Origin of the sequence: Ferrigenium straubiae (assembly GCF_051257895.1) — a bacterium.
Taxonomy (GTDB): domain Bacteria; phylum Pseudomonadota; class Gammaproteobacteria; order Burkholderiales; family Gallionellaceae; genus Gallionella; species Gallionella straubiae.
The window spans coordinates 90,194-109,728 of record NZ_CP194331.1; the positions used below are offsets into that span (position 1 = coordinate 90,194).

Annotated in this window: 19 protein-coding genes and 1 tRNA gene; 9 read left to right on the forward strand and 11 right to left on the reverse strand. The window is 55.7% G+C overall.

The features are described from left to right. Nucleotides 1-93: 93 nt before the first annotated feature. The 5 genes from ACRRNM_RS00455 to ACRRNM_RS00475 all read right to left on the reverse strand — a co-directional run bounded on the left by ACRRNM_RS00455 (nt 94) and on the right by ACRRNM_RS00475 (nt 4,824). Nucleotides 94-423, reverse strand: a complete 330-nt coding sequence (locus ACRRNM_RS00455; RefSeq protein ID WP_435626282.1) for a hypothetical protein — start codon at nt 421-423, stop codon at nt 94-96. 33 nt (nt 424-456) lie between these two features. Then, nucleotides 457-846: a hypothetical protein gene (locus tag ACRRNM_RS00460; protein WP_435626283.1), complete on the reverse strand. Its 390-nt coding sequence runs from the start codon at nt 844-846 to the stop codon at nt 457-459. Between the two features lie 572 nt (nt 847-1,418). Beyond that, nucleotides 1,419-2,336 carry a XamI family restriction endonuclease gene (locus tag ACRRNM_RS00465; RefSeq protein ID WP_435626284.1) on the reverse strand — a complete coding sequence of 306 codons (918 nt, stop codon included), beginning with the start codon at nt 2,334-2,336 and terminating at the stop codon, nt 1,419-1,421. Further along, the gene (locus ACRRNM_RS00470) at nt 2,333-3,925 is read right to left on the reverse strand and encodes an Eco57I restriction-modification methylase domain-containing protein (protein WP_435626285.1); all 1,593 of its coding nucleotides are present in this window, start codon (nt 3,923-3,925) and stop codon (nt 2,333-2,335) included. The genes ACRRNM_RS00465 and ACRRNM_RS00470 overlap by 4 nt, the downstream gene beginning before the upstream one ends. A 14-nt stretch (nt 3,926-3,939) precedes the next feature. Further along, complete coding sequence (locus ACRRNM_RS00475; RefSeq protein ID WP_435626286.1) at nt 3,940-4,824, reverse strand: transcriptional regulator; 885 nt, start codon at nt 4,822-4,824, stop codon at nt 3,940-3,942. A gap of 303 nt (nt 4,825-5,127) precedes the next feature. On the opposite strand from ACRRNM_RS00475, the gene ACRRNM_RS00480 reads away from it, so the two are divergent. Genes ACRRNM_RS00480 through ACRRNM_RS00520 form a run of 9 tightly spaced genes read left to right on the forward strand, consistent with a single transcriptional unit; the run spans nt 5,128 to nt 11,045 of the window. After that, complete coding sequence (locus tag ACRRNM_RS00480; protein ID WP_435626287.1) at nt 5,128-5,496, forward strand: metal-dependent hydrolase; 369 nt, start codon at nt 5,128-5,130, stop codon at nt 5,494-5,496. Beyond that, a complete protein-coding gene (locus tag ACRRNM_RS00485; protein ID WP_435626288.1) occupies nt 5,496-6,134 on the forward strand; it encodes a hypothetical protein in 639 nt (212 codons plus the stop codon). Before ACRRNM_RS00480 ends, ACRRNM_RS00485 begins: the two co-directional genes overlap by 1 nt. Beyond that, nucleotides 6,127-7,224, forward strand: a complete 1,098-nt coding sequence (locus ACRRNM_RS00490) for a hypothetical protein (protein WP_435626289.1) — start codon at nt 6,127-6,129, stop codon at nt 7,222-7,224. Before ACRRNM_RS00485 ends, ACRRNM_RS00490 begins: the two co-directional genes overlap by 8 nt. Nucleotides 7,225-7,241: 17 nt before the next feature. Beyond that, complete coding sequence (locus ACRRNM_RS00495; protein ID WP_435626290.1) at nt 7,242-7,463, forward strand: hypothetical protein; 222 nt, start codon at nt 7,242-7,244, stop codon at nt 7,461-7,463. Between the two features lie 12 nt (nt 7,464-7,475). Next, entirely contained in the window at nt 7,476-7,757 is a 282-nt protein-coding gene (locus tag ACRRNM_RS00500) for a hypothetical protein (RefSeq protein WP_435626291.1), read from the forward strand. A 40-nt stretch (nt 7,758-7,797) separates the two neighbouring features. Then, nucleotides 7,798-9,117 carry a hypothetical protein gene (locus ACRRNM_RS00505; RefSeq protein ID WP_435626292.1) on the forward strand — a complete coding sequence of 440 codons (1,320 nt, stop codon included), beginning with the start codon at nt 7,798-7,800 and terminating at the stop codon, nt 9,115-9,117. A gap of 6 nt (nt 9,118-9,123) precedes the next feature. Next, entirely contained in the window at nt 9,124-9,393 is a 270-nt protein-coding gene (locus ACRRNM_RS00510) for a DUF2924 domain-containing protein (protein ID WP_435626293.1), read from the forward strand. Then, nucleotides 9,390-10,250 (forward strand): recombinase family protein, encoded by an 861-nt coding sequence (locus tag ACRRNM_RS00515; protein WP_435626294.1) that lies wholly within the window; start codon nt 9,390-9,392, stop codon nt 10,248-10,250. Before ACRRNM_RS00510 ends, ACRRNM_RS00515 begins: the two co-directional genes overlap by 4 nt. Nucleotides 10,251-10,277: 27 nt before the next feature. After that, nucleotides 10,278-11,045: a hypothetical protein gene (locus ACRRNM_RS00520; RefSeq protein ID WP_435626295.1), complete on the forward strand. Its 768-nt coding sequence runs from the start codon at nt 10,278-10,280 to the stop codon at nt 11,043-11,045. A gap of 299 nt (nt 11,046-11,344) precedes the next feature. Here the strand turns inward: ACRRNM_RS00520 and ACRRNM_RS00525 are convergent. From ACRRNM_RS00525 to ACRRNM_RS00550, 6 genes are all read right to left on the reverse strand, one after another. Beyond that, nucleotides 11,345-11,434 (reverse strand) — tRNA-Ser (locus ACRRNM_RS00525). Nucleotides 11,435-11,504: 70 nt separating this feature from the next. Then, nucleotides 11,505-13,451, reverse strand: a complete 1,947-nt coding sequence (locus ACRRNM_RS00530) for an HD domain-containing phosphohydrolase (protein ID WP_435626296.1) — start codon at nt 13,449-13,451, stop codon at nt 11,505-11,507. A 2-nt stretch (nt 13,452-13,453) separates the two neighbouring features. Continuing rightward, entirely contained in the window at nt 13,454-13,912 is a 459-nt protein-coding gene (locus ACRRNM_RS00535) for a response regulator (protein ID WP_435626297.1), read from the reverse strand. Continuing rightward, complete coding sequence (locus ACRRNM_RS00540) at nt 13,909-16,941, reverse strand: ABC transporter substrate-binding protein (protein ID WP_435626298.1); 3,033 nt, start codon at nt 16,939-16,941, stop codon at nt 13,909-13,911. Before ACRRNM_RS00540 ends, ACRRNM_RS00535 begins: the two co-directional genes overlap by 4 nt. 180 nt (nt 16,942-17,121) lie before the next feature. Next, entirely contained in the window at nt 17,122-17,565 is a 444-nt protein-coding gene (gene queD / locus ACRRNM_RS00545; protein ID WP_435626299.1) for a 6-carboxytetrahydropterin synthase QueD, read from the reverse strand. Between the two features lie 39 nt (nt 17,566-17,604). Beyond that, nucleotides 17,605-19,533: a transglutaminase TgpA family protein gene (locus ACRRNM_RS00550; RefSeq protein WP_435626300.1), complete on the reverse strand. Its 1,929-nt coding sequence runs from the start codon at nt 19,531-19,533 to the stop codon at nt 17,605-17,607. Between the last annotated feature and the right edge of the window lie 2 nt (nt 19,534-19,535).

Here is a 19,535-nt window from a genome sequence, read left to right on the forward strand (position 1 = left end):
GGGCATCAACTGTCAGCCTCTCGCTGGCCTGACTCGGCCGACTCGGCCAGCCATTCCTGCCGCCTTGTTCTTAGAATGGCTCCCAGCCAATGCTCATTTGTCTTGATCCACCTGAATACTTGATTCCGCACCCTTACCTCGCCATTTTTCCGTCGGATCCAGCCAACTGACCGCTTCCTCTGCGCGACTGAGCCAATTCTTTCCGTAATCGGTTAGCTCTGTTTGGCTGACAGATACGACTTCGCGCAGATGTGCCACATATTGACGAAGCTGCGTAGCCTCAGACCAGGCTTTAGCCTCTTTCAGTGCTCCATCAAGAAATTGCTGTCGCTCAAACGCAATGCGTTCTTTTTTACGGCGAATAGCAGCTTCTTCTTCCCATCGAGCTTCTCGCGCTCGCCACTCCTCTGTTCGTCGCCGCATTGCCTCGGCGGCCGCGATGAACCCTTCAATGACTTACGGTAGCTTTTCCTCAAGGCGTTGAGTTTTTCCATCACTCCAGGATTTACGTCCTTCGTAATATCCATCAATGGCAATCTTGAGGTCCCCGAGGAACTGGTAGGTATAGGTGCGCTTATCCATCCAGTCGTAGGTCGGATGCTTTTCTATATGCTCTGTGCGGGAAGAGGCCTCGACAATGCTGAATACGATGGTTTCTTCTAAGAAGCGTCCTACTACGCCACGTTGATTCTCACTCTGCTCCCACTTCACGCCGGCAGCAGCGAGACTTGATTCGAGCACGTTCAGGATTCGAATTACTCGGTCTTTGCTACCCGGAGAAATACGGACATTGAATGTGTCGTTCTTCCCCCAAATGAAGCCATCCGCATCAGGTTTACGATCCAACGCTTTAGCGGTCCTTCGCGTAACGGGCCCCAAAGGTGCATCCTCATTAGTCGCTGCAGAAATCCCAGGCAATGAAAGTGCGCTCTCCAACTTCACTCTAAGTTCGGCTGAAAGGGGGGTGGGGCTAGGCTTGAGATTGGGATCGTGAGCGCAATAAACCGGCTCGCTTTCACCTGACCTACAAGGAGTCAGTGTTGGTTTTGGCGGGACTGGCTTGCCGTGCTCTTTCTTTGCCCAATATCCCAACGGTGGCTTGGTAATATCATGCTTGGCACACCACTTGGTTAACGCGACACCGGAGATACCAAGCTGCTTTGCGACTTTGGTAGTGGGCGTTTCTCACAATAGATCGAATATCTCAGTTCTTGTGTATGAGGTTGTCATGCCGATCCCTTCTACAACTTTTCGCAAAATCAACGACGTATTGGCTGGCGCGAGATGAAAACAAACAGTAGAGAGCTATGGAAACAGCCATTGCAGCCTTCGCCCTCGAAAAACTAATCTTCGACCCGTGGGGGGCGCCACGAGCTACGAGATTGGAAAGATAATATCGCGACGCTGCAGCTGAAAACTTACTTAGTCGATTCGATGAACGCGCCAAGTTTGTCGAGATTGTGCGACCAGAATAGTGTGAGGCCGCGCGCTTGCGCTTGCTCTAGGTTCAGCACCTTAAAAACGCCAGCCAATGCGGCGACGGGTACAACCTGAGCAATACCAAATTGCTTGATCCAGTATTCGGCTTTTACGGCTGCATCGTTGTTCAAACGCTTCACGCTGTTTGTCGCGCTGTTTGATACTTTGCACTCGATCGCCATGAGACGCGTGTCGTGCAAGCGCACGACGACGTCGGCCTTGCGTTCGCCGAGCATACATTCGGCACAGAACTGCATGGCTTGAGGTCCCCTAACGATGGTATTGATCGCTACGGCCGGAACCTCAGTGAAGCCAAGACTGCGAAGGTAGTTCTTAACCAGAGTTTCTTGAGTCTCCTTGCCCTCATTACGGCGTTCGGTCGCAATCCGTTGCGCAGCAAGCAGCACAGACGAAGCAAGCAAGGCCGTCTCACGCTGTTGTTCGGTCGGGGAGAGGCCACTCCCCATCCATGGGAAGCGATGTGGATCAATTACACGCTCGATGATTCCAAATACCTTGCGCAGTGCCTCCGGATTTTTCTTCAGGACGCCAGGAGCGATTGAATCGACATCGGCAATAACCTGTAAATCGTCATCGGAGATCGGTGGGCCGGCTAGATAACGTAATGCTTCGCCGAGGCCTTGGCTGTAGGCGTCAGCCAAGTTTTCATCGGTGATCCCGTTAGGATTGAGGTCACTTAGCTTCTTGAAAAGCTGCTCGAACTTACTCCGAGCTTGGCTATAGTGCATGTCCCAAGAGCCTGAAATAGCCAGCCGTTCATTGCGAAACTGGGCGGCAGAAGTTGTTGCGTCTTCGGCCAACTCTTCGGTTGTCCAGCGCGGAGTTGAACTTATCATGCGAGAAGTGTTTCCAGACTTGGGATTCGTAAACGCTCGATTTCCTTGGGCTCGAATTTGGTTAAGCCCCCGGCATAAGTTCTGCCGCTACCCGTATTGATATTTTTGTTGAGCCACGTCACCAATTGGGTCATCACGTCAGCTGCAAGTGGCTCGCGTGGGTACAGGCCATGTGCAATATTGATATGTCTCGCCTCGCATGCGTTAAGCGTAAATTGAGGCGGTCGCCGGGCCATGTAGGTACAAAGAATTGGAGCCGGAGCTCTTAGGCCAACTGACCACCAAGCTTTGCGGTGTTGAGCAATGTAACTTTGATCGGCACCGTTAAGCTTCGCCCACGAGAGGAAGATGTTAATGCGGCGGCGCTCTTCCTTGCTGAAATCGGCCAGATCGGCAGGAAGATCAATTACCTGCCGCAGAACCTCAGTCGACTCTAGATGCGCCCCAGCCAAGATCAAGTCCTTAGCTTTAGTGACAGCTGGCAATTTCACTCGATCTGGAAGGCCTTGAGCGTGCTGGCCTGCGATCCAGATGCCATTTGCGCCCGTAACTTGTCCACGATGCACGCGAAATAACTCACCAAGCTCGATATCACCGGCGGTGGCTGGCACAGAGGGACGAACGATAATTGACCAGCGCGGCGTAGCTTGCAACTGTTTGCGTGAGATATCAGTTCCCTTGGTTAGCCCATTTAGCTGTTCCAGTTCTTCGACGGAGCGAACTCGTACCGGTTCGGCTGTTTCGCCGACGCGGAAGCACGTAATTGCGGCGGTTGTTGCCGTGCCTGGGAAGGCCTCGACTGTCGGCGCAAGTACATGCAATGCAATGCCGCCCAGTTCTTCGAGAAAGAGGCGGCGCAATGCTGAGCCGTAGTTAACATCAATCCATTCGGCCGATGTGATAAATGCCCCTACGTCACCTGCTTTTGCGAGCAGCTGAGTTTGAAGGAAGAAGTGTAGATGTAAGCCGGCAAGGGCACTTGCTTTGATGCCGAATTCAGCAAATTTTGATGCGTACCAAGACTTCCAGTTCTCGGCAATGTCATGATGCCGAACGTAGGGCGGATTGCCGATAAAGGCTGTCATACCGGTACAACGCGGTAGCTTGATCTCGCGATAGTCCTTGACTAGCACGGTCGCTCGATCTGTCCAGCCACGGGCACTCAGGTTGGCACGTAACATCAGCGCAGCCAATGGGTCCATCTCGACTGCAACGAGTTGTGCGGCGGGAAAAGTTTCACCTGCAGCCAAAATGAAGCGACCGGAACCTGCCCCAGGATCAACGATGCGGGTTGGCGACCCTTGTGCGGATAGCCATGCCATCATCGAGCGTACGACCGGTGAAAGTGTATAGACAGCTCCTGTCATACGGCGCTCAGCAGCCGAGCGGATCGACGAGAACGCATCCCCGAGCGGGTCTGCACCGTTCAAAATTACCTTGCGGACTGCTTCAACGTCATGTGTTTTAAACGTCAATCCTTTCGCGGTCCTGACGAGCTTTCGCTCAGTCGCAGAGAGACTGAAAGAGTCTTGATCCCCAATAAGGGAAAGACACAGAGCGATTAATTCTTTTTCAGTCCGTAAGTTCATTTATCCTGCTTCTATCAAACAGTACTTGATTGTGGTTTTTGATATCCGGGCGCAAACGAGGCGCTTCCGACTCCATAGAGTGCTAATGGATCACTAAGCCACAACCTAAACGCTTCATCCTTAATACTATGATCTGGTGAGCAGTCCACGTGCCATTGCCGTAGGACATAGCCAGCCATTGCAGCCCGAAGCTGGAGACGAAGAACACCATTGCTCATTCCAAAGTCTTTTCTTGTAATCTCCGGGTGCTTCTTGTCCGGATGAGGCACAAGCGCTAGCTCGACAATACGGTTCCATTGAATGTCGTTCGTCGCCATCTCGTGTTTTCCAACATTTCCATCGACCAAGACAGCAGTTTGCTCCATTCTGCTAATGGCGAAATCTCGGAAATCTTGGTTCTTCCTATCAAATGCTCTGGCATGCCACCGTAGCCCGTCGGTTGCTATTGCGAATGGAACTATTTCTCGCTCAGATGCACCACTTGTATGAGAGTTGTATCGTAATCGAATAGCCTTGCCCAAGTGAATTGCCCTCGTGACGGGCGCCATTACGTGTATTTGAGGACGGATAAGTGCCATTGGCATTTCGCACGGGATTAACGCGCCAGCTACCGGATTCACGCCATCCCCAAAGCCTTGCGATAGGGCAGTCAACACTCGTTCTTGAATGTGCTCGAACGCTGGTTTGAAGCTTTCGCGGATTACATAGGTTTTCGAAACAGTGTTGAATTCGATATTGCCCGGAAAGAGTTCCTTATAAAGCGCAAAGTCGCGAGAGGCTCCTGCAGGTGCAACTCCGAAGCGTTTTATCAGATCAGCCCGCCCTACCTCACCAAGAAAATAAAGTCGAAACTCAATATAGGCTAGCCGTTCTCGTTGAGTTTGATTGAGATCATCCATGACGGAGTTGCCGGAGCTGGAGTTAATTTGGTTCATGGGGGCGGATTTTGCCCCAGTCACCGCCGATCGGTCAAATCGTATTGACGTATTGACATCATCATTTAGATGATGATACATTATAAAAAATAGCTTATGGCGATTGCAAAAAGAAAGCCATTATGAGCCCATTCCTATGGAATTAGATCGTTGTAAGCGCTAAGACAAAAAATGATCTCCCAAGGGATGTAATTAATAAGACATTAAATTTTTCGCTTTAACTACTGAGATGACAACGACATCTCTGAAAAAGGAGATTTATCTAACATGGCAAATGGAATTACACATCAACTCGTAGCGGCGGTTGCCGCTGGATCGGCATGCTTCTACGCCGAGTCCAATCAGCAAAAGAGGACTGCAAAACCTCTTCTTGGCGCAGCACTTTCTGCAGCCCTAACAAACTTACCGGACATGCTCGAACCGGCCTCTCATCCAAATCACCGGCAACTTTTTCACAGCTTAGCATTTGCTGGGGTATTAGGCGTGGCCGCGCACAAACTCTACACATGGGAGCCCGACAGCCCATTTGATGAAGCAACTCGTTTTGTTCTGCTGGTTGGCGTAGGGGCCTATTTGATCCACTTGCTGCTGGATGCCGGTACGCCGAAGTCACTTCCTCTTATCGGTAAATTGTGATGCAAACGCACGAGTACTCTGTCATAGGACTGGACCGAACCTCTATCGGTCGTTACCTGGGGACATTTGCCGGCTTGATGGCCTCGATGGTAGCCATCCTGATAACCCTCGGCTTTGATTTGGCACAACGGTTTGGATTGTCAGACGGCAGCACCACCTTGGTGATCCTTCCCATAAATGCTGCAGCTTTCTATTTCTTGGGGCACTTGGCATTCAACAGGTGGATTTGGCGGCGCCAATTCGTTCAAGGCCTTCTGGGTGTTCCAGATCTTAATGGAGAGTGGGATTGCTATGGAGCGACGAAAGATAACGAAGGAAACACTACCTATGAGTGGAAGGCAACAGTAACTATTACGCAGACATGGGAAAAAATCCGCGTCTACCTCAATACCGGCCAGTCGAGCTCCCGAAGTAAATCGGCATCGCTGGTAAAAGAGCCTGGTTGCGGATATGTCCTGATGTATAGCTATCAAAATGAGCCACGGATTGGCGAGCCAGAGCTGCGGTCACATGTTGGTTATTGCGAGCTACAACTGAGTGAAGACCTCAAGTCTGCAGAAGGTGATTACTTTAACAACAAAGGCCGGATTACTTTTGGTCGCATGAAGCTCGTCAGAAAGGAAAACATAAATGGCTAACTATCAACAAAAACTCGCCGATATGAAGAGTCGCCGCAAAGGAGGCGTCTCATTCGCGGCGCTGAGCAAGTCAGCATCTTTCGCCGAGGATTCTACGACCTTTACCGAATCATACGAAAATCGCGGCAAAACGGAAGCGATTAAGTATGCATTGGGCGCGATGCAAGAGCTGGAAGCGCGATATACAAGAATCAGCATTGAGGAAGGGAACCGGGTGCGCGATCAATTAAAAGCCGGCCTCAGCACAGCAAACATTCCAGTCACATTTGAATATCAAGGTTCTGTACCGCTGAACATTCACATCAGATTTGCGAGCGACATTGATCTGTTAGTGCTTCATGATGGCTTTGTAACGGTCGATTGGACAGGCCCGCGAGCACAAACATACAGCACAGTCACTGGAAACGCATTATTGGATATGCTGAGATTACGCGCAACGTGTGAATCCATCCTCGAGCAGAAGTTTCCAGCCGTAAAAGTAGACAAGACCGGGGGCAAATCTATAGCTCTCTCCGGCGGTTCTTTGCAGCGCAAGGTTGATGTTGTCCCGAGCCATTGGCACGACACGTCTGCATACCAGCAGTCGCGCGCCAAGCATGACCGCGAGATTAAAGTCCTGAACAAGGACGATTACACGTTGATTAGCAATCGCCCGTTTCTCCATATGCAGCGTATTGAGGAAAAAGATCAACGAACCGGAGGTGGGGTGAAGAAGGTGATCCGGATGTTGAAGAACATCAAGAAGGATTCATCGCATGATATCAAGCTGACAAGCTATGACATTGCTGCACTCATCTGGCATATGAATGACACCGCCTTAGCGAAGCCATTCTATCTGGAGTTGTCACTCATAGCTGAGGCCCAAAAATATCTGCAGTTACTCGTCGATAACCCAATCTATGCGCAAACGCTTGACGTGCCAGATCAGTCTCGAAAGATCTTTGATACCCACGAGAAACTTATATCTCTTCATCAACTAAAAACAGAGGTTGAGGAACTGGCGGTAGACATAGCCCGTGAAATTAACCCGTTCTATGTGAATAGCCCAGCCTTGGTTCAAATGCGGCTTATGGAAGCACAAATTTTCTGAAAATACGTCAGGAGAAATTGAAGATGATCAAGATGAGTTTTCCAAGCACCAGTGATTTGACCAAGATGATTACCGCTGCTGCCGAGAAACAAATTTCAGAGAAAGCTCGGCGTGCGGCGTTACCTTTCGGTGGCGTGCAGGTTAGATTCAGACACAAATCGGGCGGAGCCCTGGATGCCGTTGAGTTTGATGGATCAGAAGAGGCGGTGCAGGCTGCACGTGCTGCTGTGGCAGGCTAAATCAAGGACGGCATGATGGCTTGGTTCGATGAATTTTTAATTGTTATGGCATATTCAAAACGAACCCAGTTCGCCATATGGATGGGGATGATCAGTTTTGTTGTGATCTTGGCTCTAGGCGAGCATTTTGTCGAAAACGTGAACTTCCAAGGGCTCCTTGCTCCTTTGACGACTGTAATACACGAAGCATTGCTGGATCGATGTGACAAAGCGGCGTGGTCATCCCTCGGAGGTTTTTTGTTACTTGCAATTAAGTTTTACCGCAAAGATAGCAAAATATTGCTATCCATGTGAGCGACAGAGAAAGCGAAGCTATCATTTTGAAGGGGGCAACTTGCTAGCAATTTTTATCAAATTCACATACCCATATTTTGCATTCTTGATGGGAGCGGCCTACAACATCCAACAGACGGTTGAAGGTGCAGGATTATCTTCGTCAAACTTTCTAGTCCGGAACACCTCGGGCCAGATTATCGACAGCTATTGGTCTCCTGCGGAGGCTGCGTATCTGCCGCTCGGCGTGCTGTTACTCTATAGCCTGCTACTCCTTTTTGGTTTTTGTGTGGCGGGCTACGCGCTATGGCGCAGGAAAGGTATCGCTATCGCCCTAGTGGTTTCAGGTGCTCCCGGTGTTCTATCGTTAATCGGATATTGGCCACAAGTAAACTTTATGCCGGAGGTGTATCACATTGGCGGAGTGGGGGCATTGGGGAGTCCATACGGAATGGCTGCATTGGCTATTATTGCGTTACTCAGCGGATGGATTGCCGTCGTAATCCTGACGGACATACTAAGTCTGCAGGATAGATTTCGTCATGCATACGACCATATTTGGTATTCCATGGCAATCCTCGCAGGCCTATTCTTTGTTGCGGATGCAGGGAATTCCCACGAGGTGCGTGATCTTCAAGAGACGACCAAAAACGTGCAGCAAGCGAGTTCATATCTGCTCGGCCAAGTTAGGGGGTATGTAAAATACTGTGAGTCCGCATCAATTAAACAAATGGCTTCATGCATTTGGGCCAATGATATTCAACAGATGCTGACCGATTACACCGTTTATGACGATCGCCTTTACTGGCAACTTGGCCCCAAGACCCAAGTTGATCTTTACTCACCCATTCGAGGCGATAAGGAAGTGGAATCCGAAATTCGTAATGAGCTAAGAAAATTTAATCAAATTCAATGTCCAGTATCGACGAATAGGCACACTCCACCTTCAAATACATGCCAAAGACCCCCATCTGCATTTTGCACCGGTACAGAAGATGCCAATTACATGATGTGGACGGTCGCGGTATCGAACGAATGCGTGATACCAACACTTGTTCAACTCAGATCAAGAATGGAGAAGCAGGTTACTAATGTTGAATCTGCCACACGCACGTCACATGCTCGATGGGCTTTCTATCTGTTTATTGCGTTCCTTGCCGGCGGCAAAGTGGCGAACGCAACGGCAAAGTTCACTAAAGCTCAATCAGGAGCGACAGGACTGGGAGATGAACGCAATGTGCGAAGACTCCTTAGCGCAGCCAGGGAATTTGGACTGTTTGTCGGAAAAGTCTTGGGTACGGCATTACGCTACGGGTTCTGGCTAGCGAAATGCACAATATCGTGGATCTGGCGTATTCCGCGGTTTTTTAGCCAGCGCTAGGTGTCCTTGGCTAAACTCTGGCTATATGCGCCACCACGAAATTCGGATTATGTGATTGAACCAGATGACCTTCGCCAATTACGTAAAGGCCCATCCCAGAAACTTGCGGTTGGCTCACGCCTGATCCGGGTCTGGCAAGGTGAAACCCATCAAGTGATGGTTCTTGAGAATGGTTACTCCTACGCCGGCAAACAATGGAAAAGCCTGAGTGCAATCGCACGGGCGATCACCGGCACGCCATGGTCCGGTCCAGTGTTCTTCGGGGTCAAGAAATGAGCGCGAAACGGCAGGCGCTGAATTGCGCGATTTATACCCGGAAATCGTCCGAGGAAGGACTAGAGCAAGATTTCAACTCTTTGGATGCCCAACGAGAGGCATGCGAAGCTTTCGTCCTGAGCCAGCAACATGAAGGATGGCGAGCTATCGCTACCCAGTATGACGACGGTGGCTATTCCGGCGGCAATATGGATCGGCCCGCCCTGAAACGATTATTGGAGGATATCGATAACAAGCGCATTCAGGTTGTGGTCGTCTACAAGGTAGATCGGCTAACCCGATCTCTTGCAGACTTTGCCAAGATTGTAGAACGATTCGATGTTCGTGGCGTGTCGTTCGTGTCCGTGACCCAGCAGTTCAATACGACCTCATCGATGGGGCGGCTCACCTTGAATGTGCTGTTGTCCTTCGCGCAGTTTGAACGGGAGGTGACCGGGGAGCGCATTCGAGACAAGATTGCCGCCTCTAAGCAAAAAGGTATGTGGATGGGCGGCACGCCACCCATTGGTTACCGAGGTAATGCACGCACACTCGAGGTCGAAGAATCCAGCGCCAGTCTTATCCGGCATATATTTAGCCGCTATCTAGCGCTCGGTAGCGTGCACGAACTAAAGCGGGAGCTTGATGCTGAAAATCGGGTCGCCCCCAATCGTGTTTCAAATGCCGGAAATACCTATGGGGGTGTTCGGTTTAGCCGTGGGCAGCTATATCGCATCCTGACAAATCCGATCTACATAGGCCAAATCGCTCATCGAGAAAAAACATATATTGGACAGCATTCCCGGATTATCGATCCAGAACTATGGGATGCGGTTCAAGCAAAAATGATCAGCAACAGGCAAGGGCATCGCCAGTGAGGAACAGCGCCTTCCGCCAGCTTGTTGATGGGGCTGATCGTCGATGGAGGAGGCAATCGGCTCGTCCCATCGCATAGTCAGAAACAGTCAAAACGCTACCGTTATTACTTATCAGAGCCGCTGACCACATCGATCCGTGAACATGCACCAGAGGGGATACGGATTCCGGCACAGGAAGTGGAAACCTTAGTCATCGATACATTGAGTGACTGGCTGACAAACGATCACGTCATCTTGGATGCGTTGGGTCCTGCACCGGGGGCGGTACAGGCGATTCTGGCTCGGGCACACCGCTTGGCACAAGTTCTGGAAAATGATAGTGAGGAACGATACAGACTGGTTCGGCGCATGGTTGCTCAAGTCATGGTTTTACCTGAAGCAGTCGGGCTTGCGTTCCATATTGATGAGCTGATGGAAAATGGATCCGAACGAAACGACAATAGTCCTACGGCGCCTCCAATAACTCTGACGATTCCATCTCAGCTAAAGCGCTGCAGTCTTGGTATGAAGTTATTGATTCAGGGGCCGGACCATGCTCAACGTCAGACTCCCGATGCCAGACTGATCAGGATGCTGGGAAAGGCGCAAGACTGGTTTGGCAGACTAACGTCCGGTCAGGCAAAGAGCATTGGGGAAATCGCCGCAGCCGAGGGAATCTCGAACACCCACGTCACCCGTATCCTGTATCGGGCATTTTTAGCTCCCGATATTGTGAAGGCGATCCTGGAAGGGAGACAGCCGGCAAGCTTGACGCTCGAATCTCTAAAGAAGCATCAGCCCCTCCCGATTGACTGAGACGAGCAAAGAAAACTACTGGGTTTCTGACAACCCTGACAATTTTGCCTGGAATTCTTTTATGCGCCTACGGCGCATTTTTCCTTGGGGGCATTTAATTCGAGGCTCCGGGCAACCCAATGGATTGCAGATGGTAAAGGCGCGGCTAAACCGACCGTGGCTTCGGTCGACTGAGAATGAGGCCAAATTACCCCGGGAAATTCAGTCTAAGCGCCCCGTGGAGAATATAGGTAATGAGGAGGCCCGCTGTTGGCGGGCTCCACGAGCATATTTGCGCTAAGTAGCAATATGCTCAGCTGTGGCGGAAGCGGTGAGATTCGAACTCACGAGGGGCGCAAACCCCTGGCGGTTTTCAAGACCGCTGCCTTCAACCACTCGGCCACGCTTCCGGAGGCGCGCATTTTGAACCAAGGCTCGCGGTGTGTCCAGACAAACGCCGGTTCCGGGAGTTGCCGATGGTTAATCCGTATCAAACGTGAAGCCCTTCTCCCGGATCAGCCGCAGGCAGGCTTCCACCGCCTGCGCATCATAGCGAGTGCCGCTGCCGGAGATGATCTCTGCCAGCGCCGCATCCATGCCACGGCCGGGGCGGTACGGGCGATGGGACGACATGGCCTCCACCGTGTCGGCTACCGCAATTATCCTTGCTTCCGGGATGATGCCGTCACCCTTCAATCCGGCCGGGTAACCCGATCCGTCCAGCCGCTCGTGGTGCTGCAGAATCATCTGCGCCACCGGCCAGGGAAATTCGATGTCCTTGACGACTTCATAGCCTGCCTGCGGATGGGTCTGAATCAACTTCATTTCCAGCGGCGCCAGTATCGAAGGCTTGCTGAGGATTTCGGCGGGGACGCCGATTTTGCCGATGTCGTGGATCAGGCCGCCGAAGCGGATGCCGTCTGTCCGGGTTGCAGAAAGCCCCATCTCGCGGGCGATGGCCACTGCCAGCTGGCTGACGCGCTGCTGATGACCGGCCGTGTAAGGGTCGCGCACCTCGCTGATGGAGGCCGCCACGCGGATGCTGTCCTCCAGCGATTTCTTGAGTTTTTGCAGCGCTGTCCCGCGTCCCTCTTCGGCTTGCTGGCGCAACGCTTCCCGCTCGAACCCATCCAGGGCAAAAGAAATATCGGCGGACATCTCTTCCATCAAGTCCAGTTGTTCGGCATCGAAAAAATCCGGCTCATCAGAATAAATGGTCAGCGCCCCAATGACTTTTCCCTGGAAGCGCAACGGCAATCCGGCCGAGCTGTGAAAACCGCGCTGCAAGGCCGCTTCGCGCCAGGGCAACGCCCGTTCGTCGGTGACAAAATTATTGATGTAACCGACGCGGCTTTCTCGGATCGTGCTACCGGTTGGCCCGCTGCCTTCCGGCAGATCGCCGGTGCTGACGGCTATGTCCGACAGGTAGCCTTGCTCGGCGCCGTCATGGCAGACCGGCTTGACCATGTGCGTTGTCTCGTCCACCAACCCCACCCAGGCCATGACGAATTTGCCGTGTTCGACCGCCGCCTTGCAAATATTGCGAAACAGGTCATCACGGTTCGTGCTGCGCACGATGGTTTTGTTGGTCTGGCTGAGCGTGGCGTAGAGCCGGGTCAGTTTCCGGATGCGCGCTTCCGCCTGCTTGCGCTCGGTGACATCTCGCGCGATACCGAGCAGGTATGCATTGGTGCCGTCGTGCACAAGCGGGGTGATGGTGAACTCGCCCACCACATGGTCTCCGGTCTTTTTCAGAATGCGCAATTCGAATACCGGAAGGGCTTCTCCCCGAACGGCGCGCTGCAACAGATGCATGGCATTCGGCAAGTCGTTGGGGTGCACCAGGGGAGAAAATGACTTGCCGAGCCATTCGGCACATGCCCAGCCGGTTACCTGCTCGAAGGCCGGATTTAGCATGATCAGGGTTCCATCTGTGGAGAGCGCCAGGATCACGTCCTTGGCATTTTCGAAGACGGTGCGGAATCTTACCTCGCTCTCGCGCAACGCCTTTTCCGCCGCCTTGCGCGCGCGGATGCCCCGCTCTTCGGAAAGGGTGCGTTTCACCGCAGGGCCGAGCCGCGCCAGCCGGTCCTTGAGGATGTAGTCCCTGGCTCCCAGCTTGAGCAGCTCGATGGCGTTTTCGTCCCCCACGGCGCCGGTCACCATCACTACCGGTATGTCGGGATGTTGTTGCTGGACGATCCTCACTGCGGAGGCGCCGTCGAAGGCGGGAAGCCTGTAATCGGCGAGGATGATGTCCGGTTTGAACTCCTCGAGCGCCTGCACGAACGCCTCGCGCGTATCCACCCGCCGGGAGACAAAGGACAGGTCCGCCTCGCGCAGCGCGTTCTCCGCGAGTTCGGCGTCGGTGGGCTGATCCTCCAGCAGCAGGATGCGCAGTTGCGCCTGGCCGGCCGGTATATCCATGGCTATTTGACCGGATGGACGGGAGGCTGGTTGATTAGCAGCCAGTAGAGTCCCAGTTCCGACACCACCCTGGTGAATTCATCGAAGTCCACCGGTTTGCCGATGTAGCTGTTGACGCCGAGATCGTAGCTGGCCACTACATCACGGTCTTCCTTGGAGGAGGTCAGCACCACCACCGGAATCCGCCTGGTGCGCTCGTCCGCCTTGATATGGCGTAGCACTTCCAGCCCATCCACCTTGGGCAGCCTGAGGTCGAGCAGCACCACCCTCGGGCAGTCCTCGACCTTGCGGCATGTATAAGCGCCGGTGGCAAACAGGAAATCCAGCGCCTCGGCGCCGTCCTTCACCCACACCAGCTTGTTGGCGAGGTTGCGTTCCTTCAGCGCCACCATAGCCAGTTCGGCGTCGGTGGGGTTGTCCTCAACCAGCAGGATTTCAACGCCATCGGTTATTCCGTTCATGATTGCACCTCCCTTGAAATTGGCAATGCGAAATGAAACGCTGCGCCTTCGCCGGTCTTGCCCTCCGCCCAGACGCGGCCGCCGTGGCGAGTGACGATGCGCTTGACGATGGCCAGGCCGATCCCCGTCCCCTCGAATTCCTCGATGCCGTGCAAACGCTGGAACACGCCGAACAGCTTGTGCACGTACTGCTGGTCGAAGCCGACGCCGTTGTCCCTGATGCTGTAGACGCACTCCGCCCCTTCGATTTTTCCTTCGATCCCGATTCGCGCCACCGGCTTCGGACGCGTGAATTTGACGGCGTTGGCGAGCAGGTTGACCCATATCTGGCGCAGCATCGCGGGATCGCCCTGCGCCTTCGGCAGGGGCTTGATGTCCAGGCGCACCTCTCGTCCTGCCACCGACGGCTCAAGTTCCTGCCATACGTCGCGCACCAGCGCCTCCATGTCGGCTTCCGATGCCTTGATTTCCAGCCGCCCGGCGCGGGAAAACGCGAGGATGTCGTCGATCAACTGCCCCATTCTTTTGGTGTTGTCGCGCACCACGTTCAGCAGCCGCCTGCCTTCGTCGTCGAGCTTCTCTTCATACTGTTTCAGCACCAGGCGCGAGAAGCCGTCAATCGCGCGCAACGGTACGCGCAGGTCGTGCGACACCGAATAGGCGAAACTTTCCAGCTCCTGGTTGGCTGCCTCCAATTGGGCGGTGCGCTCCGCAACACGCTGTTCGAGTTCTGCGTTGAGCCGGCGAATCTCTTCTTCAGCCTTCTTGCGCTCGGTGATGTCGCGCGCCGCGGCGAACACGCCCAGGATGTTTCCGGCCTCATCACGGTAGACGGTGGCGTTGTACAGCACGTCTATCCGATGCCCTGCCGGGTGGCGGAGGGTGAGCGGGTAATCGCGCACGAAGCCCTGGTTGAAGACCTGCCGGTAGCCGGCTTGCGCCTTTTCCGGCTCGGTGAAATAGTCGGCGAAATCGGTGCCGATAAGCTCGCCCCGGGAGAGGCCGGTGGCCTCCTCGGTGGCCTTGTTGACGTCGGTGATCTTACCCTCCATGCTGATGGTGACCAGCGGGTCGAGGCTGGCCTCGAGCAGGCTGCGCGCATAGAGCGAGGTAGTGCGCACCTGTTCTTCCGCGCGCTTGCGCTCCGTAATATGCCCGACACGCTCCGCGATGGCGTTGAGCATTTGCCTTTCTTCCTTGAGGAAGGGCCCCTCGTCCTCCTGCGGTTTGGGTTCCAGGTAGCCAACCTCTATTTTCCCGATGACTGCTCCCTGAACCTTGACCGGCGCAGCTTGCATCCATTCCGACACCTTGAAATTGCCGGTGCGGAATTCGCTTTCGCCCATCACGATCCTGGCGCAGGTGATTTCCGGATACTGCCAGCTTTCCGGCAGGACATTCGCCAGTTCCTGGTAGAGGCTCTCCAGCGCAAAATCCCTCCGCTCCGCCAGATCGGAAAGGTGGAAAAATGCCTGCAATTCCTTCATCCGTTCCCTGATCTGCCACTCGGCCTGCTTGCGCCCGGTGATGTCCTTGTTCAGGATCATCCAGACTTCGCCGTGATTGGGGTGGGTGAACACGGAAGCCGAAACGGCGCACCAGAAACGCCTGCCGTCCCGGGCGATGTTTTCGGTCTCGCCTTCCCACACTCCTTTTTGGGACAGCTCCGTGCCGATGGAGGCGGCGACTTCTTCCGGCGGCTTGCCCGAGGGGGCGAGCAGTTCCGAAAAGCGCTTGCCATTCATTTCGTTCGCAACGTAGCCGAACATCCGCTCGGCGCCCGGATTGGCATAGATGATGGCGCCATCCGTTGCGTGAGCCAGCAGCACCGCCTCCGTAATCTGCGCCACCATCCGGGACTGGAGGTAGATGTCCTCAAGGCCGGACTGCTTGCCGATCCGCAAATGCCGGTAGCGCTCAGGCAGCACCGGAGGAATCGCGCCGAAGCGTTCGACGATGGCGAAGGAGCCGTCCGCCTCGCAGCGTGAGAGAAAGGTGTTCACCCGCGCGTGATGCGTGACCGGATCCATGTGCACCTCGCCTTGCGGGCCGGATACACCTATCGTTTCCAGGGCCTCGATCAGCGCCTCCGCATCGAGGCTGCCCGCCTGGTTGGCGGCCTTGGCGAACGCCTTGACGCAGAGATAGGCGCCTTCGCCGAAATTGGTCAGGATGCCGTTGCCCTGCGGCCAGATGCCGTCCACGCCGGGCTGCTTGGCAAGCCGCGCCAGGTATTCCCTGTTTTCCGGCGTGTCCAGCGTCATGAAGTAGGTGTTGCTGGAATAGAAGCCCTCGCGCACCTCGGGCGGCAGCCGGCTGGCCATGGCTTCGTCATAGTGCCCCATCACCACCACCATGCGGCTTTTCAAACCTCTTTTGGTAAAGCGGGTGAGCAGGCGCACCTGATCGGCGCCGGCGAAGTAGGGGACGAACACATCGGCGCCCGATTCCGCCACTTGATCGAGCAGGCGCTCGATGTCGCCGTCGCTCGCGCCGATGGGAAAATACTCCTCGCCGATGACCTGGCCGCCGGCCTGCTCCAGGGCGCGCTTGGCGGCGTCGATGGAGCCGCGCGGCCATTCGTAATTGTTGCCGGCGAAGAACATGCGCGGGCCGTAGCGCTCGCGCATGTAGGGGATCATGCGGTCGATCTGCTGGTTCGGCAGGGCGGCGAAATGGAAAAAATAGTGGCTGAGGATGCTCCCCTCGTAGAAGGAGAAGTTGAGGTAGGGAATCCGGCGCGGCTCGGCCACCTGGTAGGCGACGGCGATGCGCGAATTGGAGAGGAGGTTGCCGATGATGGCGGCGCAGCGATGGCGGTCGGCCAGTCTGGCGGCTGCCTCGACTGCGCTTTCCGGCAGGCTGCCGTCGTCCTCGATCACGAGTTCCAGCGGCCTGCCCAGGATGCCACCGTTTTCGTTGATCTCGTCGCAGGCGATCTGCCCGGCGCGGCTGATTTCCGCGCCGTACATTCCCACTACTCCGGTGAGGGGAGGCATCAATCCAAGTCTTACGGTGTTATCACGCATAAACCCTTCCCCTATTCGTACGAATTGAGACAGAGGATCCGACTCGTGAGAGCGGTCAAGACTGGTGCATTGGTGCTGGGTTACTTGAAGGCGAAGCGGTTTGCCAATTGCGCCGCCAGACCTTCGAGCCGACGCATTGTGAACCAGGGTGCGCAGCGTGTCCAGCCACGCTGGAAGGCGCTAGCCGCGCACGCAGTCCGCCCAGTTGTTGGGGGTTTCGTAGAGGCGCACGCGCTCCAGCTGCAGCTTGTTGCCGTAAATATCCCGGTACGCGGGGTTGAGGATGTCGAACGCAATTTGCGCGAGATTTTCGGCGGTCGGGACAGCGTCGAGGATGACCGTCTTGTGCCCCGGCAGGCTCGCGAGGAAGTCGCACACCGCCTTGTCGCCGCGATACACGAGGAAGGCATGATCCCATGCGTCGCCCAGCTTTTCGCCGGCGATGCGCTTAACGTCCGAGAAGTCCATCACCATGCCCTGCTCGGGCAGGCCTTCGGTCGCGATGACGTCGCCGGACAGGGTGATCTCGATGGCGTAGCGGTGGCCGTGCAGGTGCCTGCACTGGCTGGCATGGTTGGGGATGCGATGTCCGGCATCGAATTCGAGACGGCGGGTAATTTGCATGATGGCTGTAATCGGTTAACTGGCGCGGATTATACAGATTCAGGTTTTGAAGGTCGCGGTATGTCGCAGAAATTCCCGCAACGCCTGCTTGTCCCGGCGGGCGCCGTAGCGCAGCGCGCTGTAGCGCGCTGCGAGGTCGCGGATTGACGCGGCGAGGTCGGGACGCGCGGCGGCGACACGCTCGGCGTAGTCCTGCGCCCCCTCGTGCGCGGCGCGCGGCAGGCCGGCCTTCGCCAGTTTGCGGCACAGTCTGAGCCATGCGGCCTGCACCTTGTCCGGCTGGCGCTTGAACAGGTGGCGCAGCATGAGCAGGGCGAACAGCACGACGATGAGGCCGACGCCCGCCATCATGTTCAGCGCCATTTTCTGCCAGGTGATGGATTCCATTCCGAGCCGGGTCAGGAAGGCGAACTGGAGTTCGCTGTTGTAGCCCAGCACCCACTGGTTCCAGCGGTTGGCCAGCGCATCCCAGTTCAGGCGCAGGTCGCGCAGCCATTGCGGCGGATTGCGCGCCATGAACGGCAGGGCGGCGTTGTTCGCCACCGCGGCGGACAGACCGCGCTCGACGCGTGCCGGGGCGATGGCCGCGGTCGGATCGATGCGCACCCAGCCCCGGCCGGACAGCCACACTTCCGCCCAGGCATGCGCATCGGACTGGCGCACGATGTAGTAGTTGCCCACCGCGTTATATTCGCCGCCTAGGTAGCCGGTCACGACGCGCGCCGGGATGTGTGCGGCGCGCATCAGGAACACGAAGCTGGAGGCATAGTGCTCGCAGAATCCCTGCCGGGTCGTAAACAGGAAATCGTCCACGCTGTGCAACCCGAGCGGCGGCGGCTCCAGCGTGTACTGGAATCCTTCGCGGTTGAAATAGGCGAGGGCGGCGCGTACTACGGCGCTGTCGTTTGCGCCGTCGGCGCGCCAGTTTGCGGCAAGCTGTAGCGCGCGCGGGTTGAAGGGGGGCGGCAGTTGCAGCGCGCGTTGGATTTGCCGCTCGGCCTCATGCAGGTTTGCATGGTAGGAAAGGTTGGAGCGCACCTCATAGCGCAGCCGCGCCTTCACCGGCTCCTGTTGCACGAGCCTGAAATCATGGGTGAGTCTGGCGGAAACGGAGATGCGTTCCGGCATGTCGAGCGCGAACAGCCAGGTCTTGTTGTGCGGCTCCAGCGTCACGCTGTAGTCGATGGGCTGGCCGGTTTCGGTGAATTGCGGGGCGATGCCGGACGCAGTCCGGCCGGGTGTCCAGGTACGCCCGTCGAATTCCCACAGCACCGGCCCGCGCCAGTACATCTGCTCGCGGCGCGGCGGCTTGCCCGCATAGTTGACGCGGAATGCAACCTCATCCGACAGGGTCAGACGGCTTATGCTGCCCGGCGCCATCCTGTCGTCAAGGCCGCTGCTGGCGAAGGCGTCCTGCGGCAGCCCCCACAGCGGGCCCTGCACGCGCGGGAACAGGATGAACAGCACCAGCGTCAGCGGAATGGCCTGCAGCAGCAGGGTCGTTGCGATGCGCAGCCTCGGCCTGAGCGCGATGTTCTCGCCATACAGATGCACCCAGGTCGCGACGATGGCCAGCAGGGTGGCGAGCATGTACAGCGCGGTGGGGATGCTCTGCGAGTAGAAGAAGTTGGTGATGACGATGAAGCAGGCGAGATACACCAGCACCGTCGCATCGCGCGGGCTGCGCAGCTCCATGAATTTCAGCGCGGTGAGCAGGATCAGCAGCGTGACGCCGACCTCGCGTCCGAACAGCGTGTGGAACTCGATGAGGATGCCACCTACGCTGGCGAGGGTGATGGACAGCAGCAGCCAGCGCTTCGGCAGCGGGTTGCCGCTCCAGGCGAGATAGGCGCGCCAGGACAGCAGGGCGGCGCACAGGGCGCTGATCCAGAGCGGCAGGTGCACGGCATGCGGTGCGATGACCATGAGGATGGACAGCAGCAGCCCGTAGATGAGAGGTTTGCTCATGT